Source organism: Stutzerimonas kunmingensis, from assembly GCF_002929225.1.
Taxonomy (GTDB): Bacteria; Pseudomonadota; Gammaproteobacteria; order Pseudomonadales; family Pseudomonadaceae; genus Stutzerimonas.
This window is the reverse complement of record NZ_PISM01000021.1, coordinates 266,095-290,706: the sequence shown is the minus strand read 5'-3', so window position 1 is coordinate 290,706 and position 24,612 is coordinate 266,095. Positions and strand designations below refer to the sequence as shown.

28 protein-coding genes are annotated in these 24,612 nt (G+C 65.5%); 2 read left to right on the top strand and 26 right to left on the bottom strand.

Annotated elements, in window-relative coordinates; all coding sequences use genetic code 11:
• Positions 1-149: 149 nt before the first annotated feature.
• The 24 genes from CW305_RS17935 to CW305_RS17815 all read right to left on the bottom strand — a co-directional run bounded on the left by CW305_RS17935 (position 150) and on the right by CW305_RS17815 (position 21,629).
• Positions 150-2,432, bottom strand: a complete 2,283-nt coding sequence (locus tag CW305_RS17935) for a helicase-related protein (RefSeq protein WP_020308049.1) — start codon at positions 2,430-2,432, stop codon at positions 150-152.
• A gap of 99 nt (positions 2,433-2,531) precedes the next feature.
• A complete protein-coding gene (locus CW305_RS17930) occupies positions 2,532-2,837 on the bottom strand; it encodes a hypothetical protein (protein ID WP_014819587.1) in 306 nt (101 codons plus the stop codon).
• A gap of 101 nt (positions 2,838-2,938) precedes the next feature.
• A complete protein-coding gene (locus CW305_RS17925) occupies positions 2,939-4,048 on the bottom strand; it encodes a DUF6094 domain-containing protein (RefSeq protein WP_054093709.1) in 1,110 nt (369 codons plus the stop codon).
• Positions 4,049-4,113: 65 nt separating this feature from the next.
• Positions 4,114-4,764 carry a hypothetical protein gene (locus CW305_RS17920; RefSeq protein ID WP_003294137.1) on the bottom strand — a complete coding sequence of 217 codons (651 nt, stop codon included), beginning with the start codon at positions 4,762-4,764 and terminating at the stop codon, positions 4,114-4,116.
• Between the two features lie 84 nt (positions 4,765-4,848).
• Entirely contained in the window at positions 4,849-5,214 is a 366-nt protein-coding gene (locus CW305_RS17915; RefSeq protein WP_003294139.1) for a hypothetical protein, read from the bottom strand.
• Between the two features lie 89 nt (positions 5,215-5,303).
• Positions 5,304-5,915 carry a DUF3275 family protein gene (locus CW305_RS17910; RefSeq protein WP_003294141.1) on the bottom strand — a complete coding sequence of 204 codons (612 nt, stop codon included), beginning with the start codon at positions 5,913-5,915 and terminating at the stop codon, positions 5,304-5,306.
• A 54-nt stretch (positions 5,916-5,969) separates the two neighbouring features.
• Positions 5,970-6,521 carry an STY4534 family ICE replication protein gene (locus tag CW305_RS17905; protein ID WP_024162449.1) on the bottom strand — a complete coding sequence of 184 codons (552 nt, stop codon included), beginning with the start codon at positions 6,519-6,521 and terminating at the stop codon, positions 5,970-5,972.
• A gap of 344 nt (positions 6,522-6,865) precedes the next feature.
• The gene (locus tag CW305_RS17900) at positions 6,866-7,228 is read right to left on the bottom strand and encodes a DUF3085 domain-containing protein (RefSeq protein ID WP_003294147.1); all 363 of its coding nucleotides are present in this window, start codon (positions 7,226-7,228) and stop codon (positions 6,866-6,868) included.
• Positions 7,229-7,294: 66 nt separating this feature from the next.
• On the bottom strand, positions 7,295-8,095 hold the full coding sequence (locus CW305_RS17895) for a hypothetical protein (protein ID WP_003294149.1): 801 nt from the start codon (positions 8,093-8,095) through the stop codon (positions 7,295-7,297).
• 289 nt (positions 8,096-8,384) lie between these two features.
• Complete coding sequence (locus tag CW305_RS17890) at positions 8,385-9,101, bottom strand: DUF5983 family protein (RefSeq protein WP_003294150.1); 717 nt, start codon at positions 9,099-9,101, stop codon at positions 8,385-8,387.
• 250 nt (positions 9,102-9,351) lie between these two features.
• Complete coding sequence (locus CW305_RS17885; protein WP_003141051.1) at positions 9,352-9,744, bottom strand: hypothetical protein; 393 nt, start codon at positions 9,742-9,744, stop codon at positions 9,352-9,354.
• A gap of 25 nt (positions 9,745-9,769) precedes the next feature.
• The gene (locus CW305_RS17880; RefSeq protein WP_011805444.1) at positions 9,770-10,006 is read right to left on the bottom strand and encodes a hypothetical protein; all 237 of its coding nucleotides are present in this window, start codon (positions 10,004-10,006) and stop codon (positions 9,770-9,772) included.
• 783 nt (positions 10,007-10,789) lie between these two features.
• Positions 10,790-12,805, bottom strand: a complete 2,016-nt coding sequence (locus tag CW305_RS17870) for a DNA topoisomerase III (protein ID WP_104098537.1) — start codon at positions 12,803-12,805, stop codon at positions 10,790-10,792.
• A gap of 294 nt (positions 12,806-13,099) precedes the next feature.
• Positions 13,100-13,483, bottom strand: coding sequence for a single-stranded DNA-binding protein (locus tag CW305_RS17865; protein ID WP_003141056.1), 384 nt, complete (start codon positions 13,481-13,483; stop codon positions 13,100-13,102).
• Positions 13,480-14,028 carry a DUF3158 family protein gene (locus CW305_RS17860; protein ID WP_004362273.1) on the bottom strand — a complete coding sequence of 183 codons (549 nt, stop codon included), beginning with the start codon at positions 14,026-14,028 and terminating at the stop codon, positions 13,480-13,482. The genes CW305_RS17865 and CW305_RS17860 overlap by 4 nt, the downstream gene beginning before the upstream one ends.
• Complete coding sequence (locus tag CW305_RS17855; protein ID WP_014819582.1) at positions 14,025-14,813, bottom strand: PFL_4669 family integrating conjugative element protein; 789 nt, start codon at positions 14,811-14,813, stop codon at positions 14,025-14,027. Before CW305_RS17855 ends, CW305_RS17860 begins: the two co-directional genes overlap by 4 nt.
• Positions 14,814-15,001: 188 nt before the next feature.
• Positions 15,002-15,754 (bottom strand): OST-HTH/LOTUS domain-containing protein, encoded by a 753-nt coding sequence (locus CW305_RS17850; RefSeq protein ID WP_014819581.1) that lies wholly within the window; start codon positions 15,752-15,754, stop codon positions 15,002-15,004.
• Between the two features lie 238 nt (positions 15,755-15,992).
• Positions 15,993-17,186: an STY4528 family pathogenicity island replication protein gene (locus CW305_RS17845; protein ID WP_014819580.1), complete on the bottom strand. Its 1,194-nt coding sequence runs from the start codon at positions 17,184-17,186 to the stop codon at positions 15,993-15,995.
• Positions 17,187-17,189: 3 nt separating this feature from the next.
• Entirely contained in the window at positions 17,190-17,750 is a 561-nt protein-coding gene (locus tag CW305_RS17840) for a DUF2857 domain-containing protein (RefSeq protein ID WP_010792177.1), read from the bottom strand.
• A gap of 17 nt (positions 17,751-17,767) precedes the next feature.
• Positions 17,768-19,411: a ParB family protein gene (locus tag CW305_RS17835; RefSeq protein WP_023125208.1), complete on the bottom strand. Its 1,644-nt coding sequence runs from the start codon at positions 19,409-19,411 to the stop codon at positions 17,768-17,770.
• Positions 19,404-19,640, bottom strand: coding sequence for a hypothetical protein (locus CW305_RS17830; protein ID WP_003294162.1), 237 nt, complete (start codon positions 19,638-19,640; stop codon positions 19,404-19,406). The genes CW305_RS17835 and CW305_RS17830 overlap by 8 nt, the downstream gene beginning before the upstream one ends.
• Positions 19,624-20,490 carry a ParA family protein gene (locus CW305_RS17825; protein WP_014819578.1) on the bottom strand — a complete coding sequence of 289 codons (867 nt, stop codon included), beginning with the start codon at positions 20,488-20,490 and terminating at the stop codon, positions 19,624-19,626. Before CW305_RS17825 ends, CW305_RS17830 begins: the two co-directional genes overlap by 17 nt.
• A 40-nt stretch (positions 20,491-20,530) precedes the next feature.
• On the bottom strand, positions 20,531-20,749 hold the full coding sequence (locus CW305_RS17820; RefSeq protein WP_010792181.1) for an AlpA family transcriptional regulator: 219 nt from the start codon (positions 20,747-20,749) through the stop codon (positions 20,531-20,533).
• A 124-nt stretch (positions 20,750-20,873) separates the two neighbouring features.
• Complete coding sequence (locus CW305_RS17815) at positions 20,874-21,629, bottom strand: hypothetical protein (protein ID WP_010792182.1); 756 nt, start codon at positions 21,627-21,629, stop codon at positions 20,874-20,876.
• 342 nt (positions 21,630-21,971) lie between these two features.
• On the opposite strand from CW305_RS17815, the gene CW305_RS23280 reads away from it, so the two are divergent.
• A complete protein-coding gene (locus tag CW305_RS23280; protein WP_134280909.1) occupies positions 21,972-22,214 on the top strand; it encodes a hypothetical protein in 243 nt (80 codons plus the stop codon).
• On the opposite strand, the gene CW305_RS17810 is transcribed toward CW305_RS23280, so the two are convergent.
• Positions 22,184-23,095, bottom strand: a complete 912-nt coding sequence (locus tag CW305_RS17810) for a LysR family transcriptional regulator (protein ID WP_010792183.1) — start codon at positions 23,093-23,095, stop codon at positions 22,184-22,186. The two genes, CW305_RS23280 and CW305_RS17810, sit on opposite strands and share 31 nt — an antisense overlap.
• A 467-nt stretch (positions 23,096-23,562) precedes the next feature.
• On the opposite strand from CW305_RS17810, the gene CW305_RS17805 reads away from it, so the two are divergent.
• Positions 23,563-23,997 (top strand): LysR substrate-binding domain-containing protein, encoded by a 435-nt coding sequence (locus tag CW305_RS17805; RefSeq protein WP_014819576.1) that lies wholly within the window; start codon positions 23,563-23,565, stop codon positions 23,995-23,997.
• Positions 23,998-24,108: 111 nt separating this feature from the next.
• Here the strand turns inward: CW305_RS17805 and CW305_RS17800 are convergent, their stop codons facing one another.
• Positions 24,109-24,570, bottom strand: coding sequence for a cytochrome c (locus CW305_RS17800; protein ID WP_010792184.1), 462 nt, complete (start codon positions 24,568-24,570; stop codon positions 24,109-24,111).
• Positions 24,571-24,612 lie beyond the last annotated feature (42 nt).

The following is a 24,612-nucleotide window of genomic DNA, read 5'->3' as shown; positions in this document are numbered from 1 at the left end:
TCACTCGCGGCGGGTTCATATTGCTTAGAAATCTGCGCCGTGTGCACCTACTATTATTGCCCTGCGGCAAAGACGGTACGCCGTGAGAACACCAAAGGAACCCTGACAAGAAAAGCGGCCCCCGAAGGGGCCGCCAAGTCCAGCACCGCTCAATGCACCAACTGCCGGGCCAGTGCCACCTCCACCGAATCGCCGTCCTGATTGAGCACATCCAACCCGGATTCGGGTACGTCTCCCGACGTGCTTTGCGACACCATAATCTTCTTGGCCATCAGCCCCAGGCAGGTCATCTGCGAGGAGTTGGCGTAGCCCAGGTAGATCACGCGCACCGGCTGCTTCTGGCCGATGCGCCAGGAGCGCCGGGCGGCCTGCTGCAACGAATACACGTTGTAGCCCGACTGGAGGAACACGATGGTCGGGAACTCCAACAGGTCCAGGCCGGTTTTCACCAGCTCGGGATTGGTGATGAGCACGTCGATGCCGCGGTCCAACTGCTCGGCGATCCAATCTTCCCGGCGGGAGGCATCCACGCTCGCGCGCAGTACCGCCACCTTGAGGCCTTCCTGCTCCAGCAGCACCTTCAAACGCGACGTGGTGTCGCGCGTGCCGGTGTAGACCGAATAGACCAGGGTCTTGCGCCCTTCTGCCTTCTCCTGCTTGCAGATCTCGATCAGCTCGCGTTCCTTGGGCATCACCTCCAGCTCGTTGAACTGAGCGGGGACGAACGCCAAAGTATTGCGCGTGCGCGGATGCACCACGGTTTCCGACCGGAAGCAGCAGTCCGGCCAGGCCAGCAGCACGTTGAGGACCACACCGAGCAGCGTCGTGTCGCGCTTCGCCAGGGCCTGCTTCAGCTCCTGGGTCAGCCGACCGGCCAGATCGCGGTAGGCCGCGGCCTGCGCCGTGTCCATCGCGACCTCGCGGAACTCCTCGTCGTAGGGCGGCAGCACATTGCCACAGATGTCCTTCAACTTGAGGAAGACGGTGAACGGCAGGACGCAACGCAGTACGCCCTTCGGACCGAAGCCCGGCGCCTTGACCGTGCGCACCGATACCTTGGTGCCCTTGGCCGTCTTGTGCGCCGTGCCGGTGCTCTCGGAGTAGATGTCCTTCAAGACACCGTGATCGCGCATGAACGCCATCGCGGCCGAGGTCATGCTGCCGCTCTTCGTCGGGCGGTAGCCGTCTTCGATCATCCGCCCCGGCAGGGCTCGGAACAGCAGGTGGAACAGGTCGTCGCCGTAACCGCCCATCAGCGTGCCGGTGAGCAATAGCGTCTTGCGTGCCTTGGCCGCCAACACCCCCATGGCCTGGCCCTGTGCGGAGCCGCCGTTCTTGTACTCGTGTGCCTCGTCGGCGATGAGCAGGTCGAACGTGCCTTGGGGAAGCTGCCTCTTGATGAACTCGGACGGCTGGTAGCCGCCCTCGCCGAAGCCGAACTCCATGTTGGCCATCGCACGTTCCATGCGATGGGCTTGCCGGTCCGAGAAGACCAGCTCGCCGTTGCCATCCATCAGGTTGATGAACTCGTGGATGTTGTCCCCGAGCATCGATGCGAGGAAGGCGTCACCGAACTTCTGCATCAGCTTCTGCGCGGTCACTTCGCCAATGGTTGGAATACGCTTCAGTGCCTTGAGCACGGTCGAGGACTGGTCGCTGGCGGACAGACCTCTGGGACGGATCAGCGTCCACAGCGGTGAGGTGCAGTGGCTGCATTTACGGCGGGACTCTTCCGCTTCTAGATCGATGGTGTTGACAGGCTCGCCGTCCAGGTCGGTGATGACATGCCCGCAAGCCGGGCAGGCCCCCACGTCGCCGTGAGGCGTGCGCCGCCGAACGAAGACAGGCTTCCAGTGGAACCCCATCCGCATCCGCACGCGGCCCAGGACGAAGAACTCCTGGCCCTGCGCCGGCACGCCCAACTGCTCACGCAGTTTCAGCAGCTTGACCAGCGTGTCCGGGCCGTTGAGCACCCAGACCTTGGCCCCGGCCACCGTCTCCTGGATTTCGCGCCGCCACTTGTAGACCAAGTGGGGTGGCGAGAGCACCAGGGTGCGGCGGTAGCCTTCGGCGTTGAGCACGGCGGCGGTGGCAATACCCACCGTCGTCTTGCCGCAGCCCATCTCGCCATTGACGATCGCGGCGCGTTCGCCGCGATCGACCAACAGCTCGGTGACAGCGTGGACCACATCGGCTTGCGCCGGGAACAGCTTGCGCTTGAGCGCGGCGAGGATCAGTTGCCGATGCACCCGCACCTGGCCGGTGTAGACCGGAGGATTGGCGCGGTTGAGCGAGTCGAGCAGCTCGTCGCCGAACTCGGACACGAAGTCCTGCAGGCTGAGCGTGAGGGGTGAAGCGGCCGTTTCGAGCAGGTCGCCCTGCACAGACGCGTCATTAGCGGTAGAGGGAACGGTTTCGAGAACGATGGACATGGTGATGCTCCAAAAAAATGGGGCATGCACCTCCCCCACGGGGCGGTGACATGCCCCTGGGTGGGAAGAAAGAAGCGGCACGAGGCTGCTGGATGCGGATCAGTATTCGCTGGGCAACAGCAGCGTGGTGACGCTGCGATCCCATTCGGTGATGATCCAGAGCTTCAGGTCGCGCGTGACCTGGTAGGACGAGAACAGACGATCCTCACCGGACTTCAGTGCGGCGTCGTTCAATCGCCGATCGCTGTCGCTCAGATCGCCCCATTCGCCATGAAGATGGCGGCGCAGGTACGGCGTGGGGTTGAGCCGACCCTGTCGGACCAGCTCGTCGACGCCGGCGGTCATGACCACCTGCCCGGGCGAAAAGCGTGCTTGTGACGCGAGGTTGAGGACTGCGAGTGCCATGGTGGTATCTCCTTCTGGAAGAAGGGGCCACGGCACCCCATCGGGGCAACGTGACCCCGGTGGGTGGATGAAAGCGACGGCGAACCGTCAGGGAACAGCGATCAGCGGATGGTCAGCACTTCGCCCCACGTGGGCGAGCCCAGCGTCAAATCCCATGCACGAATGACCGGCACGAACTTGTCGGTGAGGATGCGCGTCTCGGCCACGGAGCCGTCGTCGCGCTCGGTGTACTCCGTCTGGAGGGTCTTCTCCTTGTGGGTATCACCTTTGACGACCAGCACGCGCCCGCTCTTGGACGTCACCACGCCGGAGATCGCGCCTGCGGCCAGGGCCAGGGCGAGATGCCAGTGCGACAAGGCCCGCGCGGGCGGACGCAGCGATTGCTGCGCGGCGCCCAGGTGCGTATCGAGCGCCGGCCAGAGTCCTTGTAGCCGGCCGACTTCATCGGCGAACTGCTCGGGCTCCATCGTCACGCGATAGAAGTGCTCCGGCTCGGCCGGGCTGGCAGGGACGGTGTACGGCAGGAACGGCCATTCGAGCGGCAGTTCCTCGGCTTCGGCGTCACCCTGTCCGATCTGCAGCAGCAGACCGCGCACGGCTTTGACCGACTCCGACGCCTGGTCGCGTTGACGAATCCTGCGACCGAAGATCACCACCTGCTTGAACTGCGTTTCCACCGCACGGTAGATGCGCAGGTCGGCGAAGTGGCGCGTCAGCCATCCGACCAGCTCGGGGTCGAGCACGTAGGACGGCACGATGAAGATCAGCACGCCGCCGTACTGCAGCAGCGGCAGCGCGCGCTGATAGAACAGCTTTTCCAGCCGCGCACGGCCCTGGCCCTGATAGCCGATGTTGCCGTTCACGTCCTTGCTCAGGTCGCCATACGGCGGGTTCAGCCACAGCAGCCCGAAGGACTGGCGCGAGATCAGCGTGTCCATCAGGTCACCGTGGATGCAGCGATCGACCAGTTGCCGTGCGTGGCGGGCACGCTCGGCGTCGTACTCGACGACGAAGGCCTGGACCTGCTCGCGCCCGAGGGCGTGGGCGGCTTCGGCAATCGCCACGCCTTCGCCGGCGCAGGGATCGAGGATGGACATGGAGCCGGGAGACGGCGCCAGTGCGGACAAGGCCCGCTCCAGCGTCGGCTCGTCGGTGGGGAAGTAGCCGTTACGAATGAAATTGCGCGCCAGGCGCGGAAACATGAGTGCCATGGATTTCTCCTGATGATGGATGAGGGAAGGCGGGCACGCGCGGCGCGCATGCCCGTGGGGATGGCTCACGCCACACGCCGAAGCGGTGCGTTCGCGGCCAGTTCGTACTGCGTGGCGCCGAGGGTGCCGTTGCGAATCAGTTCGCCCAGCGCCTTCGTCAGCGCCGGGACATCGAGGGCCAGCCGATGGCCTTCCAGTGGCCCTAGGGCCAAGGGAAGACCGGTCAGCATCCGCCGTGTCTGCAACAGCTCCAGCACGGTGTCGCGCCAGTGGTCGAGCAGTGGCAGCGGGCAGGTGTCCTGCACCAGCGTCCACAGCCGGTCGAGCCGGTGAGCGGAGTCCCTGGGCAGAAGCGCCAGCGCGCTGGCGTTGGCCTTGTCTGGCTTCACGCTGCGACGATCGAACAGCCACACATTCGTCAGCGAACCGAACAGCGTTCGCCGGTAGGCGCGGGTGATGCGCTTTTCCAGGTTCTCGACGTTGCCGACGAAGACCGGGATGGATGCGCCCTGCTCGGTGATGACGTGGAACTGATCCAGCCCCTGTTCATCCCGGCCGAGGGTCAGACGGGCGAGGAACTCCTGAACGGCGGTGTCGCGCGCCCAGATCGAGAGAAAGACCAGATTGCCCTGCTCGTCACCGACGCAACCGTCGGCCATGAGGTCGGGGCATTCGTCGATGCGGTACAGCGGTTTCGCGGAAGAAGGTGCAGGCATGGTGATGTCCTCTTGGAAATGAAGGAGCAACCACAGCCCGCGGGGCCATGCTCGCCCCGGTTGGGTGAAGGAAGATGCGTTCCGCTAGACAGCGCGGCCCGCGTGGAAGCGGTGAACCCGCTCGCGCCACTCGGGGCTTTGCACCGGCGCCATGTCGAGATAGCGCAGCGGGCACGAGTAGTAGTAGGGATGCACGGACTCATCGAGGGACTTGTAGCCCCAATCGCCGCCCGAGCTTTCCAGCAGGTGGCAGCCGATGTAGCAGACGGACTCACCGGCCGTGAGGCCCATGACGCCCGCCTGCCTGGCGGTGACGCGAACCACGGTCCACAGAACGTCGCCGTCCAGCGTGTGGTCGATGACTTCGCAGCAAGCGCGTTCGGACGCCTGCGGAGCGATCAGCTCGCGGATCAACTGATCGCGCGTCTGACGAACGAAGGTCCAGCCCATGAGGGTCTCCTTGAAGAAAAGGCCGGAGCCCTCCCCGTCGGGGGAGAACCCCGGCGGGTGGCGGTATGCCGCGCAAGGCGGCGGATGGATCAGGCAGCTTTGAGGTGCCAGTCCTGGGACAACGGAGCGAACTCGTAGCCCAGCTTGTCGAGACGGTCTCGCTGCTGACGCAGCACACGACGATCCACGGTCGCATCGAGCTTCACGGTCTCGCCCAGGGGCCACAAGGCACCGAACAGCGCCGCGTCGTCTGCCTCGGCCGAGGCCGCAGCGGACACGGGAGCCGGTTCGCTGCCGAACGGCGTGGTATCGACCAGGGGATCGCGCGGACTGCGCGGCTTCGCCTTCGGCTTGGCCGGGGGCGTTGCCGGCACGGGCGCCTGCGCTTCCTCGTCGATCGGATCGACTTCCTGCGGACTCAGCCGGCGGGCTTCGTCGCGGCTCAGGGCGTCGATGTTGGACAGCGTCATCCCGCCCAGATGGGCGCGGATCTCGATGACCATGCGGCCGTTGGCGTTGTACGTGGAGGGGCGAATCTCGACGATGACGAAATCACCGTCGTACTTGCCCTCGCGGTACTGATCGAGCTCGGCGTTCTTCACGACGAACTCGCCGATCGAGGTCGCCAGGCGGCCGACGTTGAAGTCGCCGTTCCTGCCGTGGATGGTCTTGATGGCCAGTTGGCCGGGGATGGTGATCATGAAGGTCTCCTGGGACGAAGAGAAGACAAGGCCCCGGGGATTGGGCCTTGCGGATCAGAACGACTCGGCAACGGCCAATGCGGGGGCATCGGCAGCGTCGTCGGCAGCATCGGCGAGGGGCTTGGAAGGCTCCGGTGCCGAGGCTTGCTGCGCGGCGGGCGCGTCGGACGTCACAGGGACTTCCGGGTCCCGCTCGTCGGTCTCGGTCGGCTTGGGTTCGGCCTTGTAGACGAGCTTGCCGTCGACCTTGATCCAACTGACGAACAGCAGGCGGGCCTTGAGGCTCACCCCCTGCTCGCCGGCACGCTTGCCCTTGGAGTAGGTGAAGGTGTCGGTCCACAGGTCGCCCAAGCGGAAGCCGATCATCACCTTCTTCTCGGCGTCGACGGCCTGAATGCAGCGGCGCACCAGGTGCTGCGCTTCCGAACCCGATACGCGCGTGTCGAAACGCACATACGAGACGTCATCGCTGGGACCGTTCAGAGCCGCGATGTCGCAGGCCAGGAACGCATCGCCTTTCTTGGGCTTCACTTCGCGGATGCGATTGAGGTACCCGAGGCCGGTGATGTGCAGATCGAAGTAGGACTTTTCGTTGGAAGTGGTCATGGTGAATCTCCTGGGAACAAAGAGGCGGAGACACACCCGACCCAAGGCGGGGAAGGTGTGGAACCCCCGCGTGGGTTGATGGAACAGCTTGGTGGCATCGCCATCGAAAACCGATGGCCGTTCGCGCATGGATGCCGGTGCGAACTGGAGTGATCAACGCGGTCGGAACCGCATCGCAGCCTTGAAGATCGTGGCTGCCTGGGCATGTCGCTGACGGACGTCAGCGGAACATGGCCGGAAGCGTGGCGCCAGGACGGCGCGCATGCGAGCGGCAATCGGCACTCGCGGCTGTCCGCATTGCCGGGAAGAAAGAAGCCCCCGGAGCGGGGGCCAGGGATGGGCGGTCAGTTACCGCTGGGCGGAGGAACCGCCTGCAGCGACAGGTGTGTCGTGGTGGCGGACACGTCGAGGTCGTCCTCGCTGTGCAGGATGCGCGCAAACACGCCCTCCTGCGGATCGAAGAACTCGCCAAAGTCATCGCCGCCGAACTCGGCGCGCGCCAGCTCCCACCAGTCATCGAACGCATCGACATCCGGGTTGCAGCCGGCGGCATAGGCGATGGTCTTCTGGCGACCATCGGGTCGGCGCTCGCCGCGCTCGGCCAGGAAGTACACGCCCTGATCCTTGACCAGGATGACGCGGCATTGATTCGCCACCGCTTCGGCGAGCACGGGCCGCAGCTCCGTGCCTTTGAATCGAACAGTCATGGGTGTGATCTCCAGGGATGCAGGAAGAGAGGCTTCCCGCCGCGAAGGCGGGAAGCTGCTGGGAGATCAGTGCCGGACAGCCTTGCGACCCGACAACAGGCACTGCACTCGGATGCGGCGCCAGCTCCCGTCGTCGATCAGCCGTTCCAGCGTCTCGCCGAGGGTGTCGAAGAACACCTCATCGACCCGTTCAATCAGCTCGCCGTCGCGGCGCAGCTCCACCGCGTAGAGGTCGAGGCCACGCTCATACAGCACGGTGACGTGACCCTGGAACTTCATCGTGGCGACGGTGAAGCCGATGGCCGGTGGCGTGCGGATGATGTCGGCGGGCAGCGGATCGACCCAGGTGATGTCCCGAGCACCGGCGTCCACCAGCATGTGGGTGATGCGCCGGAAGCCGTCGGGAGCGGGCAACTGCTCCAGTTGGTCGATCAGTTCCTGCAGGTCGGGGCAGCGCGGCTCGGGGATCGGCAGCTTCGCCGGTGCGGACCCGAGCACGAACCGCTTCACCGTGTAGGGCTGGCCGTCGCCCGTGAACTCGGTGTGCTCCTCGGGCGTGTCCGCCCGCCGACCGTCGAAGCGGCGTCTGACATAGGGTTCGACCTGCACCTTGGCGCCCTCGTCGGGCACTTGGGTCACGAGCGTGCGATCGAGCACCGCGAACTCGGCTCGCCCCGTCTTGACGACGATAGCCTCGTCGGTGGTGGCGATGACCTTGCCCTCGAAAGGCTTCGGGTCGATGTGAAAGCCCAGCGTCGAAACCTTGGGCTGGCCGTCGAAGATGTTGAACTTGAACGAACGGACGTTGGAAGGCACATGACCGACGACAAGCGTTGGCATCTGTGCACGGATGGCTTGGGTATCCATGGGGAGACTCCTTGTGGCAACCAAGGGACTCCCGCCCGCAAGGGAGGTCTGTCCCTTGAGGGTGAGGTGGATGGACGCGGATGCGCCCGGAGAACGAAACAACCAGCACGGCGAACCGCGCCGCAGTCTTGAAGGTCTCGACTACCTGGGCATGCTGCCGGCAACGCCAGCGAACATGCGGCCAGCGTGCGGCACATGGCGGCGGCCGTCCGTTGGGAATCGGCAATGCGCCGGCACCGCGTTCCGCGAAAAAGAAGAGCCCCGACGTGGGGCTCGAATGGGTTGCGGGTTACTCGTCGTCGTAGAGCGTCAGCCCGTCCAGCACGGGCGCGTCGGCATCGAACACCAACATGCGAACGTCAGCGAGCGCAGCCAGGTGCAACACTTCCACGAAGGACTCCGGCACGCCCTTGGCCCGGTGCTCCTGCCGCAGCTCTTCGGCGGTGATGCCCTCGACATGCTGCAGGTTCGCATCCGTCCAGGGGGTGGCGATCAACTTCACGCCGATCGCGGGGCTGTACGGGATGCGGAAGGCGACGAACAGAAAACCGCTCGGCGTGGCGATGTCGGCCAGGTTGGCCAGATAGCGGCCGGCCTCTTCGGTGATGTGCGCCGAACTGATTTCCCAGGCACGGCTGTAGAAGCCGGTCTCGAAGCGCAGGCGCCGCACCACCTCGCGCGCGGCTTCCTCGGAGTAGGTATCGGCGACGTGCAGCGGTTGGCCGGCTTCTTCGGCCATGACGGCGTAGACGAGGTTTCGGGCGAGACCGTGGCTGGGGCACTGCGCGTCCAGCTCGGGCGGCACGTCCTGGCCCTCGGTGATCAGCGCGAAGTCGTCGCAGAAGACGCAGGCATGGCGCTCGACCTCGCTGTCCGGCAGGTGCGACTGCGAGACGTGCAGCGGCAGATAGCTCAGCGGGCAGTCGTCGTCGTAGGAAATCGCCAGCAGCCGCTGCACGGACAGGCCATCGTAGCCGCGGACGAAGGGGTTTTTGGAATGAGACATGGGATTCCTCCAGCAGAGGATGGCCGAGGCAATCCCCTGCCGGGGATTGAACCCCAGCGAGTGGATGAAGTGGCAACCGGTCAGCCGGCCGCGGCGTCGGGCCGCCCTGGTGGCGGGCGGTGCAGGTCAGTGGAAGATGGTGATTCGGGACATGGCCGCTCCTGCGAAAGGAAGGAGGGACATGGCCCCGAACGGGGACGCATGTCCCTCGTGGGGTGGGATGAAAGGACGGTGGGTTGCCAGGCGCGGCTCACCAGCCGTTGTAGTGCAGCGTGAGGTCAGCGATGACCTGGCGCCGTTCCAGATCGAGGCCGCCGAAGTCGGACAGCCCCTCGAAGCCGCAACGCTTGAGCATCGCGCCGCCCTCGCGGGAGTTGTAGAAGCTCACCATCGCGGACAGGAACATGCGTTGACCGCTGCTCAGCACGCCCAGGGCGTCGTTGAGCATCAGCATGTTGGGCCGCAGGTCCCACTTGGTGGTGGCACGCTGCAGACCTTCGCGTGTGCCGTCGCCGAACCACTCGTGACCGGCGATCTGCGCGCCGCGCTTCCAGGCCTCGAAGAAGGCCTGCGGTGCAGCGTCGAAGTGCGCCTGTTCCAGCGCCATCTGATCGAGCACGTCTTCGGGTAAAGACAGATTCATGAGAGAACTCCTTGAAGGGTGGGAATCAGGCGTGAGCGCGCTGTGTCCAGGCATGGGTATCCAGGGCGCGCTGTGCTGCGAGGTGGTTCGGGAAATACTCGACGGACTCCCGCGATACCGGGCCTTCGTCGTCTTGTGTGCCGATGTAGTGGCCGGCCGCGCTGCGCAGCACCTGTAGCGGCAAACGCTTGCCGGTCCAGGTCAGCGCCAGCGCACCACTGCGCACTGCGGTTGCAGAGGAAGATGCGGAAGGTTCAGACATGCCGTGCTCCTTGGTGGGTCGGGGAGCACGCATCCCGCAGGGGATGGGGTTCCCCTCGGGTGGTTGAGAAAAGTGCATCGTCGCCAGGCCGGCGAGCGTCCGCGGTGGGCGATGCGAAGCGGACTGGATCGGTCGACGCGGCGAACCGCGTTGCAGTCTTGAAGACCGAGACTGCCAGGGCATGCCGCTGACGACTGTCAGCAACGCATGGCGTGAGGATGGGCGCGAAGCATGGCTGCCGTCGCAGGGAAAACCGAATCGCGGACGGCCCGCTTTAGGGCAATGGCCCGCGTCACGGGACAAGGCAAAGACCAGGGCGCCGAAGGCCACACGGGCCTTCGGCTGAAGAGAAAGGAAAACCACCTGTGGGCTGCGTCAGCGCAGGCCGTCGTCAAAGCCGTTCGCTGCGTCAGCAATCGCACCCGGCCCGTTTCGTGGCTGGGGCCGGAAACCTCTGGCGTGCATCCACACACAAAGGGAGCCCGATGTTTCGCCGGCGGGCACCGGCACGGAATACCCTCGGCCCAAGGGGCCTCCTCACGGCTCGCGCGGCGGCAAGGCGTCAGGAAGCCCCTCGTGACCGAGGCAAGGCACACCGATCAAGGGAATGGCGGCGGGCGCGATTCGTGGGAGCAATGACCTTCTCGCCCCGTCGCCCGATGGCGGGCAGACGGGGCGCGCACACCGTTGCAGAAGGAGACGCGCGCTTTGGAGTCCCGCGCGGTGCGGGACGTTTGCCTCGCCGCCAGTGAAGTGGCCGGCGCGGCAGGGGGAAAGCGAGGATCAGGACGCCTTGGAGGCAGCGCGCCGCTTGCGCGGTGCGCTGCGCCGGCCCGTCGGGGACTCGATCGGCAACGTACCCTTGCAGTCCGGGTAGCGCGAGCAGGACCAGAACGCGCCGCTCTTGCCCGTGCGCTGCTGCATCGGTGCGCCGCACTGCGGGCAGGCCGGCGCCGGCGGCAGCTTGAGCGAGAGCGTTGCGCCGCGGTACTGCTGCACGAGCTGGCCGACCCACACGGACTGCTTCTCGATGAAGGTGTCCAGCGCCATTTGGCCGGCCTCGATCATGTCGAGCGCCTGCTCCCACACCGCCGTGGTGCCGGGGTCGGCGATGGCCGAGGGCACCGCGTCGATGAGCGTGAATGCCGCGTCGGAAGCGCGGACGGCGCGGCCTTTCTTGACCAGGTAGCCGCGACCGATCAGACCGTTGATGATGTTGGCGCGTGTCGCCTCGGTGCCGATGCCGGTGGTATCTCGCAGCTTCTGTTTCAGGCGCGGGTCGGTCACGAACTTGGCGACGGTCTTCATGGCCTTGATCAGCTCGCCCTGCGTGTAGGGTTTGGGCGGCAGCGTCTTCAGCGCCTTGAGATCCACCTTTCCGACCGGGCAGGACAGGCCCGCATGCAGGGCGGGCAGCACCTGGCTGCGCTGCGCATCCTCGCCATCGGCATCGTCCGGCCCCGGCGTCGCCAGCACCTCACGCCAGCCGATGACGGCGATCTGCTTGCCCACGGCCGCCAGCGACTGACTGCCGCACGAGAACTGCGCCACCGTCCGGTCGAACTCATGGTGCGGGAGGAACTGCGCGAGGTAATGGGCGCGGATCAGCCGGTAGACAGCCAGTTCCTTCTCGTTCATGGCCGACAGGTTGGCGGGCTCCAGCGTCGGGATGATGCCGTGGTGAGCCGACACCTTGCCGTCGTTCCAGGCGCGCGAACGCTGGTTGCGGTCGAGCTGGCCGATCAAGGGCCGCAGGCTGGGATCGGTGGCGAGCAGTGCATCGAGCACCGCCAGCACTTCCGCGAGCATGCTTTCGGGCAGATATCCCGAGTCGCTGCGCGGATAGGTCGTCGCCTTGTGCGTCTCGTACAGCGCCTGCGCGATGTCCAGCGTCTCCTGCACATCGAGGCCGAGCTGACGCGAACACACTTCCTGCAAGGTGCCCAGATCGAATGGCAGCGGCGGTGCCTCGCGCACGCGCTCGGTGTCCACCGACACGACCTGCGCATCGCGTGCCGCGCGAATGCGATCCGCAGCCTGCTGCGCCACCGGCTGCTGAAGGCAGCGACCCGCTGCATCCGTGCTGCCTTCGGGCGGTATCCAGCTCGCGGTGAAGGATTGGCCGGCATGGGATAGCAGCACATCCACGGCCCAATACGGCATGGAGACGAATCGCGCGATCTCGCGATCACGATCCACGACCAACTTCAGCGTCGGCGTCTGCACGCGCCCCACCGACAGCACGCCCATATAGCCGGCCTGACGCCCCAGCAGTGTGAACAAGCGGCTCAAGTTCATCCCGATCAGCCAGTCGGCGCGCGATCGGGCGAGTGCGGAGAAATACAGCGGCAGCGTCTCGGCGGACGGCTTGAGCGCACCCAGCGCTTTGCGGATCGACGCATCGTTGAGCGCCGACAGCCACAGGCGCTGAATCGGCCCGCGGTAGCCGCACAGGTCGATGATCTCGCGGGCGATCATCTCGCCCTCGCGGTCGGCGTCGGTCGCTATCACCAGCTCGCCCGCCTTGGCGACGAGCTGCTGCACGACCTTGAATTGCGCTGCGGTCGCCGCCTTGGGCTCGACACGCCAACGCTCAGGAAGAATGGGCAGTTGCTCGATGGCCCAGCGCTTGTATTGCTCGCCGTAGCCTTCGGGCGGAACCGCCTCCACCAGATGACCGATGCACCAGGTCACGACGACACCCGCGCCGCTGTAGCAGCCGTTGCCGCGTTGACCGGCACCCAGCACACGGGCGATGTCCTTGCCCTGGGACGGCTTCTCGCACAGGAAAACGCGCATGAAGCCTCCTTGGAAATGTGCGGTTCATCGGATGGGCGTCAGCTTGGCGGGGCCAGGAGATGCCGGCAGCAAGGAAGTCGATTGATGCAGACACCGCTTTGTGATCGGCAGGCGGTTCGTTGCCGCAGCGGTGTGCATAGATCGTAGGAGCTGGCACAGCAAGAGCGTCGTTTCGGGAGGGCGGCTGGAACTCCGTGGACGACCTTGGAGCTATCCCCTGGGGATAGCTCGCTGGTGCATCGTGGGCGTATGACGGTTGCTACAGTCGCCCTCGGGGGAACGGCGATGGGCGAATTACTGTCCGCCGGCCGGCTTGGTGCTGAGCGCCACCGACTCGATGCGGTACGGCAGGATGCCCACGCGCCGCGCCTCGACCTTGAACGTCACGCGCTCGTTCTCGTCGGCGTCCTCCCATTCGTCGCGCACGGTGCGGCCCTCGACCAGCACCCGCATGCCTTTCTGGTATAGCGTCTTCCAGTGCTCGGCGTCGCGGTGCCACAGCTCCACGGGCGCCCAGAAGCCGCCGCGATCTTCGTACTCGCCGTCCTTCTTCGGGATCGGATTGTCGAAGTAGACGTTCAGGCGAAGCAGCCGACGTGGCTCGTCGTTGCCGTTCGGAAATTCGCGGTAGTCCGGCGCAGAACCGATGTTGCCCTCGCCGACGAAGTGCGTGCTCATGGAGACTCCTTGGTGGTGGGTGGAACGGACGCGGTATGCCCGTGGACGCGCCGCAGGTAAGCCGCTTCGGCCTGCGCGGCCTTGTTGGCGCATTCCAGGGCTTGGCGGGCGATGCTGTGGGTCAGGCTGATCTGCATGTTCAGCACGATGCGCTGCAGTTCGATCGCGTACAGCTCGTCGATCAGCGAGGCCGGCGTCGCGGGGTTGGCCAGCAGGGCCTCCCACAACGCCACGCCCATGGAGGAACGGTCGAGGTTGCGCCAGCGCAGGAAGGTCGTCCCTGCGCCAGTGGCCTGCTGGGCCAGTTGCACGTCGAGCAGACTGAATGGATAGGCGCGCGCCTGGGGCAGCACGCGCCGCTGCGCCAGGCCAATCACGTCGTCGCGCAGCGCTGCGCACTGGCTGGCCCAGGTCTCCAGACTCCCCTTACCCTTAAAAGGCTGTAAAAGGCCTTTTAGGTAGCCTGCATGTTCCAGCCGCTGGAAGTCCGCCTGTTCCAGCGCCACGAAGCGCGTGGAGTGGCTGATAGGGGGCGATGCTGTCATGCGCCAGCACCCTCATCGCCCGCGGCACCATCGGCTGCGCCACCCGTGGGAGCCTGCGCATCGGGCACGATGGCAGGCTCAGCAGGCGGCGTGCCGGGCTTGTTCGACCGCCGCGCGATGGGTGGCGCGAAGCGCGAGCGGCGCGTGCCTTCCAGCACGTCCTGCGGCAACTCGCCGAACTTCTCCAGCGCCGCTCGCGCCGCCGCGTTCTTCGCCGCGAAGTCGTCGCGCGTCGTGCCCGAGTAGCGGTACTGCTGGGCCAGCGAGAACAGGCTGCGCAGCGCGTGCGCACCATCATTGAGCCAGCGCTCCAAGGTGCTGCGGTCGATCAGCGCCGTGTGGTGCGCCAGGATGAGCTTGCGTGCCAGGTCGTCGTAGTCGGCCAGCAGATACACCGCCATGAAACCGAGCTGGGCGTTCACGAACAGCGGCAGCTTCACCGGCTGCACGTTCATGTTCTCGCCCAGGGACAGCGCCGCTGGCACGTCGGCCAAGGCCTGATCCACCTGTTCGCGCAGGGTCTGCAAGCGGGTCTTGGTGTCGGCGAGCTTGTCCTCGATCCGCAACATCCACCAGTCCGAGTACGGGTCGTCCTGCTCGGCGCCGCGCTTCATCTTGTTCATGGCGCCGATGAAGCCGTTGAGACCGATGATGCCGGGGCGCCCCTCGGTCGGCGCACGGCCGTGCCAGATGCGCGAAGCGTGGTGCGTGTGCAGCGTCAGCGACATCGCGCTGCGCAGCGATCCGAGATTCAGTTGCAGGGGTTCTATGCGTTCGTTGGCCATGAGAGCGACTCGCGGTGAAGGGGCGAGTCGCCAGTATCGGCATCGGCCGGAAGGCTGTCAGTCAACAAACCGCAGCCCATGCGCGCCCGGTTTGTTCTGCGCGGAAGGCTGTGTGTGCCGGCTATCCCCTGGGGATAGCTCGGCGGAGTCGTTCGCGACTCGCGCGGAGGTGAGACCGCGTCGCGGGGCTATGCTTCGCGAGGTCTGTACCAGGCGGCCCGTTGCCCCTCCACCTCACGGTAGCGAAGCTCGAACAGGCGGCACTCGTGCACCACCTGCCGCCAACTGCTGCAGCCGTACTTGGCTGGAAGCTGCTCGGGATGCCGGTCCGCGATCCAGCGGCCAGCGGCGGCGATCGGTGTCCAGCCCTCGACGGCCAACTGCGCGGCGGCCTCGCGTAGCGCACGAACGATGCCGGCGGCCGGCCAGTCCACCGTGCCGTCCGGCGCGATGCCATTGACCACCAGGTCGTGGAACACATCCGACTGGACGAATTCCGCTGCCAGGCGCCGCGCCTGATCCATGTGCTCGGCCCAGCCGCGCAACTGCTCGAAGTGTTGATCGATGCGCGTGTAGGCGGAACCGAGTTCGTCCTGTGCAGCGCGGCACCCGTCCACGGTCCATAGATCGTGCTGGTCGATGAAGTGGTGCACCAGTGTGTTGCGCAGCGATACCAGGTCTTTGAGGTCGGCCTGGGTCTTGGCGTAGTCCTGCGCAGACAGGCTCAGTTGCACGCGCGTGCGAAAGGAGATCACGTCGCCGGGAAGATCGTCGTCGCGTTCCTCGCCGCCATTTCCATCGGTGACGACATACGAACCAAACAGTTGTCCGATCAACGTGCCCAGGGTCTTGGTCGCGGCATCTTCAATCCGCGCTGCGCGAATGGCCTCCAGCGAATGCGCCGGGCCTGAAATCTCGTGGTGGGCCACGATGGCTTTCATGAGGCGCTCGTATTGTTGAAGGCGAAAGAGGCATCTGCCCAGCAAGCGCTGAACGTCTCGCTGTAGTGGTTGCAGTGCGTTTGTGACGGGGAAAGTCGTCATATCCATCGTTGGCCGGGCTCGTGCGTGGCTGTCCTCGTTTGATTCACAGGCGACAGTTTCGCCTGTCATTCGGCGGGCGACAATCGAGCGCGGCGGAAAGATGTCTGTTCCAGCTATCCCCTGGGGATAGTCAACATCAGCGATCACGCAAGGCTTCTCGGAGCTGAGCCAGGTAGGCTCGTGCGACCTCGGGGTCAGCCGCACGGGATGCCGGCGGTGACGAGGGCGCAGGTGACGGGGGCGCTGGCGGTGCCGATGCACTTTCTCCGGCCCAGGCCTTGAACTCCCCGCGGATCGCCTTCTGGATGATGCCAAACAGGTAGCCGGCCGGGTTGCGTACCGCGCTGTTGTGGCAGCGTGCCGCCCACTCGTCGAGAACGGCCTGCCGCTGCGCCTCGTCCACCTGCTGCAGCGCCACCAGCGCGCCGGCCTGCTGCTCGTCCTTCAAGCGCAGGAAACGCTCGGGCAGTCGCAGGTTCTGCAAGGCCCTCGCGCGCGGCACTGTACGTACTTCATTTATACGATCATTACGTACTGTACGGTCCTCCTTCGGAATCCGAAGAGAGCTGTCCGGCGCGGGTTTCGGCCCTGCTTCGGATTCCGAAGACGGGCGCGCAGCATTCCGAAGAAGGGCTTCCTGGCCTTCTTCGGATTCGTGGTCCGCACCCTCCTGTGGATAACCTGGCGTCGTCCAGCCATGCCGCGCCATGCGCTGCGCCAGCACTTGCAGACGGGTCGGCAGCGTGCGCCCGCTGAGCAGCGGGTCTTCGGCGATCTCCCGCAGCGTGTTCATGCCCACGACCTGCACCGCCTTCGCCGCGTGCGTGAGCGCCTGGCTCACCAGGCCCAGGTAGTCCGGGTCGAGCTGCATCGCCTCGAAGGGTGACAGCGGTTCGTCGTGCAGCACGTAGAGGTTGCCTTGGATACGGCCGGTCTTGGGATCGCGCCGCCGCCGCACCAGGCTGAGCCAGCGCGTCAGCCGCAGCAGCGTCAAGGCGCGCGCCACGGTCTCGTGCGAGGCTTGCGCCGCACAGGGCATGGACGCCAGATATGGGCGGAGCTGGTCGTAGGTGGGAAAGGCGGTCACGCCGTCGTCGTTGAGCTGCAGGCGGAACACCTGCCAGGCATTGCGCTCCAGCGGCGTCAGGCGCCGGTCGAGGAACAACGCGCGCGGCACGCTCTCGTGCCGGTTGCCGCTGTAGAGAAAGCCGTCCTGGCTCGGCGCCGTGCCCTGCGCCGGTTCCTTCGGCTCAAGGTGCCGCAGCGCCTCGTCGAACAACGCCGACAGCGCAACCGGGCCATCACGCCGTGGAGCGTCGCCCGTCGTCATGACCTACACCAGCCCCTGGTCGACCCAGTTCCGTATCGCCGACCAGATCACCGACATGGGCAGGGTCATGGCCTCGGCCAGGTCCATGGTCAGCGCCAGCATCGCCATGTCGTCGTTCAGTGCGATGTGCCGCTCCGTGATGCCGGCCTTCCAGCGTTCCCACAGGGCCACGTCCTGCGCCTCGTCGAGCACCGGATGCCGACCCTTACGCTTGGGCAGCCCGAGGATGTCGCGGCGCAGCGCCACTTCCTGATGCGTGAGGCCGTAGAACTTGCTGACCATCTCCGTGCTCGCCCCCAGGCGCAGCATGCGGTCTACCGTGGCGATCTCCCGCTCCACGTCGTGCACCTGGCTCAGCAGCCGCTTCAACACTTCCCGGTTCACCGACACCGAACACCACGACACCGTGGCATTCACCAGCATGCTCACGAGTTCTGGGTGCTTCAGCGCATCCAGCTCCTCCTCACCGAAGCCCATGGCCTTGCAGCGGCGCAACTGGCCGTTGCGCAGGTCATGCAGGGCCTGGGCGATCACGGCCTGGTTGAGCGGGTGCGGTGCCGACATACGGGAGCCTCCTGCGCTCAGGAATCCTGGCTCGCTACGCCGGCTTCCAGATCCAGCAGCCGGCGCGCCAGGCGCAGCAGACGGAACAGCTTTACCAGCCCGGCATCGCTCAGGCGCGTGACCAAGCCGCCGTGACCATGCAGCAGCGGCCCAAGGTCATCGGCCAGCCGCGCGCTGTCCAGCCCGGTCGCGGGTGCCGGCGCGGTGCTCAGCGCGTGCAGCAGGGTCAGCATCGCACGCGCGAACGCCGGGAGCGCCTTCGCCTGGCCCACGGCCGGCGTCACGCAGACGAAGCCGATGCCGCCATCGCTGGCTTCGATGTGGTCGCCCACCGCCGCTTCCCCCGCGATCTCGCGAGCGAACTGCGCGATATGCACGCGCAGGCGATCCGGCACGTCCAGGCCCGGCTCGATGTACCAGACATCCGAGATGGGAAAGAGCCCGCCAACCTGCACCGGGATCGCACGCAGCGCGTCGGCCTCGAAGTCGGGTAGCTTGTCGCCGAGCTGATCCGCGACCATCCTCTGGATGGACTGCAGGCGCTCGGTGGTTGGGGCCGGCGTCACGATGTGCCCCTGCAGGCGCTCGTCGCGCTGCCCGTCCCGGGCGTTTGGTGCAGCGGCAGGTGGTGCCGAGGGTGTCTCTGCCGGTGGCGCGACGGGCGAGGTGTCCCGTGGCGTTGGCGCCGCGGGCGACAGTTGCGGCGTGATGGCTGGCGCCGCAGGTGCGACAGGCGTTGCCGGGTTCGGCGCGGCCGGCTCGCTGGTCAATACTCGCTGACGGCTTTCGCTGTCATCGACCTCCAATGCCAGCGTGTCGTAGTCCGCTTCCAGCAGCTCGGCCATCTGACCCACCAGTTCGTCCTGCACGCGCTGGGGCGAGAAGCCCTCCGGCTGCGTGTCGAACTGCGACAGCACATCCTGAAACAGCGAAGCGAAGTCCACGGTCAGCGGCCGGCCCAGCGCACGCCGCTCCCAGGTGCGCTCGCACGCCTTGCGCAGCACTGCGAGCCGGTCCACCTGATGCCGGCCCAATCCGCCGTACAACAGCGTCGGGATCGCCGGCAGCAGATAGCGCACCGCATCGTTCATGCGGCTGATGTGTGACTGCGGCACCGGATAGCCGTCGGCCGTCAGTCGCCGCGCGAGTTCGCTTTGCGACAGCGCCTGGCCGCTTTCCTGCTCGTAGAACTCGCGCGCCTTCTCGATGCCCAAGGCCCGCTCGATGAAGGTCAGGCCGCCGCGCAGCTCGTTCTCGGCCAGATGCCCGGTCAGCGCCACGATTTCGCCGCGCGCCGGCCACGGGCGGAACAGGCACGCAATGCGGAAGAAGCGTTCCTCCTTGGTCTCGCTCCACAACTCGCGCAGGATCGCCAGCCGCGTGTTGCCGCCGTTGCGAATGATGTAGTGCGCCTCGCCCGGCCTGCGCGTGATCGCGGGGGGCGCGTCCAGCCCACGTTCACGGATGGACGCCTTGATCTCCGCATAGGCCGGGTTGCGCGTCACGCGTGGGTCGTGGTCGTAGGGCCGCAACTGGTCCAGCGTCACCACCATCGGCGTGTCGGCGATGGGGTCGCTCAAGGTCGCGGCCGAAGGGCCGCTGCGCTCGAAGCCGGTGGCCAGCAGCTTGGCAGCCATGTCCTGCGGCGTCAGCTCAGCCACGGCCATTCTCCTGCGCTTGCCGGTCGGCGCGGCGAAGCTGTGCGCGGGCATTGCGGTCGGCACGGTGGTCGCTCGCCGTCGAGCTGGTGTAGATCGACGCGCAGCCTTGCTTCGTGAATTCCAGGTGCCCGCCGGACGTGCGAACCACGCGCCAGCCTTCGCCCAGCGCGAACTCGATCAGCGCGCGCAGCCGTTCGCGGCCGCGCGCCAGTTCATGCGCGCTCGCCATGGCCGGCCCCTCCCGCATCGGCCCGACCGGTGACCAGCGCGAAGCGCTCCCGCCACACGGGGAACAGCTCGCCGGCCAGCGTGCGCATGGTCTCCAACGCCGCGGGCGCCGTGCGCCCAGCCGGCTGCCGGCGCTCCACCCGGTGCACCGGCAATCCTCGTGTCGCAGCGCGCGGATAGGCTTCGATGGCCGGTACGTCGGTGCCCAGCACCTGCACGCCGGCCTGTTCCTGAAACACCTGTCGCAGCGCCTGCTGGACCAGCCGCGCATTCGACGACACAGGATGTACACGGTTGATGAGCAGACGCAGCGGCGGCGGCTCGATGCCCAGGTGCCGATACGGCGCGATGTCCTCGATCAGTTGCAGCGTGCCGCGCCGCAGCTCGCGCGCCGCGAGGATTTCCGGCGTCACCGGCGACAGCGCCAGGTCGGACGCCAGCACCGCCATCTCCAGCAGCACGCTGCGCGCGCCCTGGGTGTCGATCAGCAGCAAGTCGTAGTGCGTGCGGAAGACGGGAAGCAGATGGCGCAGTCGCAGGCGCCCATCCGGAGCGTGCAGCAGCAGCGTGTTCAGTTCGCCGCGGTCGTCGTTGGAGAGCACCAGGTCCAGGCCCGCGATCACGGTACGCGACACCAGTTGCTCGATGCGCCGCTCGTTGAAGGCCAGCATCTGGTAGATGCCGCCGGGCGCGCGAACGTCCAGCGTGAAGTAGCTCGACAGCGTGGGCTGCACGTCCAGGTCCAGCAGCAGCACGCGCAGCCCGGCATCGGCGATGAAGCCGCCCAGGTTGGCCGCCGTCGTGGTCTTGCCCACGCCGCCCTTGGTCGAAATGATGGACACCACCTGCATGGGCTTCTCCTCGTCGAATGGCATGAACCGAGAAGAAGCGTCAGGCGCGTTCTTTGAGGCGATCGGCGATCCACTGTTCGATCTCCACCGAGTCCCAGCCCACCGCGCGCACGCCCAGGCGCAGCGCCTTGGGGAACTTGCCTTCCTTCATGAGGCTGTAGATGTGCGCGCGCTTGAAGCCGGTCTTGGCTTCGACCTCGGCGCGGCGCAGGACGCGGTGCTCGGGCGGCAAGGCCGGCGCGATGGTCTGCGAAGACATGAGAGGCACTCCTTGACGCTCGATGGCGTTGTTCAGAAAGTGCCTCGCATTCCATATGCTGCTGCTGCGAGATTCACTGCAACTGCAGAACACGCAACTGCAATTGCAGTCTGCTGTTACAGGCTCAGCGCGATGCCTCCAGGTGGCGACGCGCCTGTGCCAGCTTGCTCCACAGCGTTCGCTCGCTGATGCCGGGCCGCCCTTCATGGTGGGCCAGTAGCGCACTGATCACCGCATCCATGTTGCGGAAGGACGAGTAGGCAGAGCCCGCGGGGGACTTGCCCAACAGCAATGTCAGCAGGCCGCCAATGATGTTCAGGTAAGTCGATTCGCTGCGCAGGCCCGGTTCACTCGCATCGCCCTCACGAATGCTACTGGCATGCTCCTTCGCCAACGCTTCGTGCTGTGCCTTCAGCGCCGCATGTAGTTGTGCGAGTTCGGCAAGCTGCAGCTTGGCGGCCTCGCGATCGGCCAGCAACACGTTCAGCATGGCGACGCTCACCGAAGGATGCAGTTCGCGCTCGATGCCGTCGAACAGGAATGGAGGCCGCTCACCGGGGTAGTAATGCGACATCCACGCCTTCAGGTCGACGTGGCGCACGATCAACGCAGGATCGTCGAGTGCGGGGCGCTGAGGTTCCTGCGCCATGCCTGCCTTGCCGTAAGAAAGCTCATCGTGTGCCAATGCGTCGAAGATGCGCTCGGAGAAAAGGCGCAGCAAGGGCCAGCGCGGAAAGTCGTTCGGCTCAGGCATGGCACGTGGCCCGAGCGTTTCCAGAATCCGCGGCTCAAAGCGCAACAGTCCCGCCCAACGGACGGCCGCCTCGATCGGGCGGTAGTAGATCCTGGCGCCAAAGGCAAGGCAACTCGATTTCTCCATGTCGCGTGCGTCCCATCGTCGGATCGAACTCTGGCAGACGCGCACCGCCCAAGTGGGCGAGGCGATTGCCCAGAAATCCGGATGAAGCGCAGGACCGGCCGGGATCGTGGAAGGAAGCGTTGCATCGGCGCTGACGGCCGGCTAAGGGCGAACTACATCTTGCTACGCTTGAAACTCCTCAACCATGATGCGGGCGCTTTGCCTTTGGACCGGCACGCGGCTTGGTGGTCGCGCTCCCCTGGAGTCAAGCATGGGTGCCGCGCTTTACCCGAAACCTGGCCAAAGTTTTCCGTAGGAATTCCAACGGCGTAAAGTGCCAATGCGTCAACAGGATGAGCCGGTTTGCAACCAGCAAAAGCTCATGCGTTCCGCGTCAGTGAAATGACCGCGGCGGCGAGCCCGCAGGCGAGTGCCGGAGGACGGAAGGGCGCAGCAATTGCGTCGAAACTGGCATCAGTACAGCGCATGAGCCATGCAGATCGGGTCAGCCGCAAGACCAAAGATGAATCGCGCAATCCGAGAAAACTAGCCGCGCACCTTTCGATAGATCTGCGTCAGATCGCGCGTGATGTGCTTGCGTCCTGATGACATACACGTTCGGCGCGTTCGATGAACCGCTGCAACGGCTCCGTCATGCCACCCTCGGTTCGTAACAGATAGGTGGTTATCGATGCGCTCTGACCGGCCAACGGGCGGACAACAACATCCGCCGGCTGGCAAGTTGCCAAGTGCGCGGCAGTGGAAAAACTTAGCCCGTACCCTGCGGCCACCAACGTCAGCATCAGCCCGTGAGAAGCGGCATACTCAGCCACGATCGGTTGGACATCGACAGAGCGGAACAGTCGTTCGCTCTGCCGACCGCAACCTTGGCATGCCCGTGGATCACAAAGTACCAGCGGATAGCTCACCACTTCCTGCAACGGCACTTCCTTGAAGGCTACAAGCGGGTGCCGTGCGGGCAGGATCACTACCAAGGGGTCGGCCCACAGCGGCTCAGCAATGATCCCGTCCTCCACTTCATTGACCATTGCAAAGCCGGCGTCGAACAGATTTGCGTTCAGCCCCTGCACGAGTTCGGTCAGCGGTACTTCGGAGAGCCGGATGTTTACCTGCGGCGACTCTTCGCGGCACAGTGCAAGCAGTGCTGATAGCCTCGCCCGTCCTATGTCTCTCGACAGCGCGATTCGCAAAATGCCCTGAGAACCGGAGGCAGCAGCCTTCGCGCTGGCCACTGCCTGCTCAACGCTCAACATGATGCGGCGGGCGTCGTCGAGGAAGACTCGCCCTGCCCAAGTCAGGGTTGTGCCCCGCGGCGTGCGACTGAGCAACGTCACGCCTAGAGTTGTCTCCAACTTGCGGATCGTGCGTGATAGGGGAGATTGTTCTATATGCAGCCGCCTAGCGGCTCGACCGAAGTGCAGTTCCTCGGCTACAGCAATGAAACAGCGAAGATGACGTAAGTTCATGCGCAGTCCCTCGTGACGTGACCAGTCCTTATGATCGTAGGGAGCCGCATGCGTGCGGAGAAGAGGCCGGCATGTCTTGCAGCGGCTGCCGTCGCCGGCTCACAGCACGCGGGCAATGGTGTCCGGAGTTATTGCAACGCTGCTTGAACGCGGGCGGCGGTCATGGCGGATGGCTAGCTAGAGCACTCGCGCCAGCGCGCCTCGGCTATCTTCTGTGGCCGCAGCGACCCGAGGAAGACAGTCGCGGCGTCTTACGTCACTCCCCGAGGGCGAGCGATTTGGTCTGTCGACACGGGCGGCAGCGCAGCGTCTGAAGTTCGCGCCAGCGGGCATCGCGCCGGATGAACTGTCGATGGGCATGTTCGGCGAATTCGAGATCGCCACCTGTAACCGCGCCGCTGAAGCACTGCGGCCGGAGCAGTCGCAGCAAGCGGCTGACGCGGGCGGACAAGCAATTCCTGTAACATGTGCCGCGCCTCTTCACTGCCTTGCAGCAAGCCCGCGACAGCGTGAGGGGAGCGGCCAACGGCTTTCACGGTCAGCAACGCATTACGCTGTCCGATGGCATCACCCCGTCGCGCTTGCCGACCTTGCTGGCGTTAAGCTGGCAGGAGGAGCCCGACGTCGAGTTGCGCCTGTTCGAGGTGTCACTGTCGCAGCAAATCAAGGGGCTGCATGGCGATCTGTATGACCTAGGGCCCAGTCTGGTGAAGTGGGTGACGACATCGTGGCTAAGGCGCTTTGGAGCGCCCCCCCTCATGGTCGCGGCGCCGGCATGGCATCCGCTGCTCAAGCACAAACGTATCTCACTGGACGAGGTGCTGCGTTATCCGCTGGTGCTGGTGACCCACATGCATACGGGGGTCATGAACGTCAGATCCAACGAGTGCTGCCGCGGGTGAAGCAGGAACCCGTGATCGCTGCACGGGTGGCTTCCTGGGAACCTGAAACGCGTCGAGGTATATTGATTGGACAGAAGCTAGTCTTCCGTCAACAGGTGTAGCCATCCCTTGCTAGCGGCTTCCATAGAACTTTCCCACGAACGAGCGACGGTAACTCTGGTGGCAGGCTAGGCAGCTTTGCTGGGTCTTGGAGAAAGCCGCGATGACTGCTTGGCCGTCATTCCGCTGTGCAGCCTCGCCCATGGCGGTCGCGGCGTCATGGACCTGTCCATCAAGACCCCGAAACTTTCCAGCGTCTGCCCCAAGCCAAGCAAGGATGCGCATCTTTTCCGACATGGGCGGCTCGGCATGCTTGGCGATTCGTGGTGCTAGCTCGGCGACCAGCGGCCAGTCTTCTTTGGAGATCGCGCCCGTGACGGCTTGCATGTCGCGACCGAGTCTTTCCATTATGGTACGAAGCGCCATTGGCTTTGCCGCCTCTACGGACTGCGCACCGAGTGCCGTGGCGAAGGTTGCCAAGAGCACGGACAGCGGGACGGTGAAAAACGATCTGGGTTTCAAGGGCTGGTTCACGAATTTCTCCATTGATGTTGTGACGAATGCTTTGGGTCTAAC

What these genes read in the sequence shown, in the direction of transcription:
- CW305_RS17845 (WP_014819580.1), bottom strand. Translation starts at nt 17,186, where the DNA reads ATGACGACGGGCGACGCTCCACGGCGTGATGGCCCGGTTGCGCTGTCG.
- CW305_RS17905 (WP_024162449.1), bottom strand. Translation starts at nt 6,521, where the DNA reads ATGACCACTTCCAACGAAAAGTCCTACTTCGATCTGCACATCACCGGC.
- CW305_RS17890 (WP_003294150.1), bottom strand. Translation starts at nt 9,101, where the DNA reads ATGTCTCATTCCAAAAACCCCTTCGTCCGCGGCTACGATGGCCTGTCC.
- CW305_RS17820 (WP_010792181.1), bottom strand. Translation starts at nt 20,749, where the DNA reads ATGTCTTCGCAGACCATCGCGCCGGCCTTGCCGCCCGAGCACCGCGTC.
- CW305_RS17815 (WP_010792182.1), bottom strand. Translation starts at nt 21,629, where the DNA reads ATGGAGAAATCGAGTTGCCTTGCCTTTGGCGCCAGGATCTACTACCGC.
- CW305_RS17925 (WP_054093709.1), bottom strand. Translation starts at nt 4,048, where the DNA reads ATGGCACTCATGTTTCCGCGCCTGGCGCGCAATTTCATTCGTAACGGC.
- CW305_RS17850 (WP_014819581.1), bottom strand. Translation starts at nt 15,754, where the DNA reads ATGAAAGCCATCGTGGCCCACCACGAGATTTCAGGCCCGGCGCATTCG.
- CW305_RS17895 (WP_003294149.1), bottom strand. Translation starts at nt 8,095, where the DNA reads ATGGATACCCAAGCCATCCGTGCACAGATGCCAACGCTTGTCGTCGGT.
- CW305_RS17870 (WP_104098537.1), bottom strand. Translation starts at nt 12,805, where the DNA reads ATGCGCGTTTTCCTGTGCGAGAAGCCGTCCCAGGGCAAGGACATCGCC.
- CW305_RS17865 (WP_003141056.1), bottom strand. Translation starts at nt 13,483, where the DNA reads ATGAGCACGCACTTCGTCGGCGAGGGCAACATCGGTTCTGCGCCGGAC.
- CW305_RS17900 (WP_003294147.1), bottom strand. Translation starts at nt 7,228, where the DNA reads ATGACTGTTCGATTCAAAGGCACGGAGCTGCGGCCCGTGCTCGCCGAA.
- CW305_RS17930 (WP_014819587.1), bottom strand. Translation starts at nt 2,837, where the DNA reads ATGGCACTCGCAGTCCTCAACCTCGCGTCACAAGCACGCTTTTCGCCC.
- CW305_RS17885 (WP_003141051.1), bottom strand. Translation starts at nt 9,744, where the DNA reads ATGAATCTGTCTTTACCCGAAGACGTGCTCGATCAGATGGCGCTGGAA.
- CW305_RS17825 (WP_014819578.1), bottom strand. Translation starts at nt 20,490, where the DNA reads ATGCAGGTGGTGTCCATCATTTCGACCAAGGGCGGCGTGGGCAAGACC.
- CW305_RS17880 (WP_011805444.1), bottom strand. Translation starts at nt 10,006, where the DNA reads ATGTCTGAACCTTCCGCATCTTCCTCTGCAACCGCAGTGCGCAGTGGT.
- CW305_RS17920 (WP_003294137.1), bottom strand. Translation starts at nt 4,764, where the DNA reads ATGCCTGCACCTTCTTCCGCGAAACCGCTGTACCGCATCGACGAATGC.
- CW305_RS17830 (WP_003294162.1), bottom strand. Translation starts at nt 19,640, where the DNA reads ATGGCGAGCGCGCATGAACTGGCGCGCGGCCGCGAACGGCTGCGCGCG.
- CW305_RS17855 (WP_014819582.1), bottom strand. Translation starts at nt 14,813, where the DNA reads ATGGCCAACGAACGCATAGAACCCCTGCAACTGAATCTCGGATCGCTG.
- CW305_RS17935 (WP_020308049.1), bottom strand. Translation starts at nt 2,432, where the DNA reads ATGTCCATCGTTCTCGAAACCGTTCCCTCTACCGCTAATGACGCGTCT.
- CW305_RS17840 (WP_010792177.1), bottom strand. Translation starts at nt 17,750, where the DNA reads ATGTCGGCACCGCACCCGCTCAACCAGGCCGTGATCGCCCAGGCCCTG.
- CW305_RS17915 (WP_003294139.1), bottom strand. Translation starts at nt 5,214, where the DNA reads ATGGGCTGGACCTTCGTTCGTCAGACGCGCGATCAGTTGATCCGCGAG.
- CW305_RS17860 (WP_004362273.1), bottom strand. Translation starts at nt 14,028, where the DNA reads ATGACAGCATCGCCCCCTATCAGCCACTCCACGCGCTTCGTGGCGCTG.
- CW305_RS17910 (WP_003294141.1), bottom strand. Translation starts at nt 5,915, where the DNA reads ATGATCACCATCCCCGGCCAACTGGCCATCAAGACCATCCACGGCAGG.
- CW305_RS17810 (WP_010792183.1), bottom strand. Translation starts at nt 23,095, where the DNA reads ATGAACTTACGTCATCTTCGCTGTTTCATTGCTGTAGCCGAGGAACTG.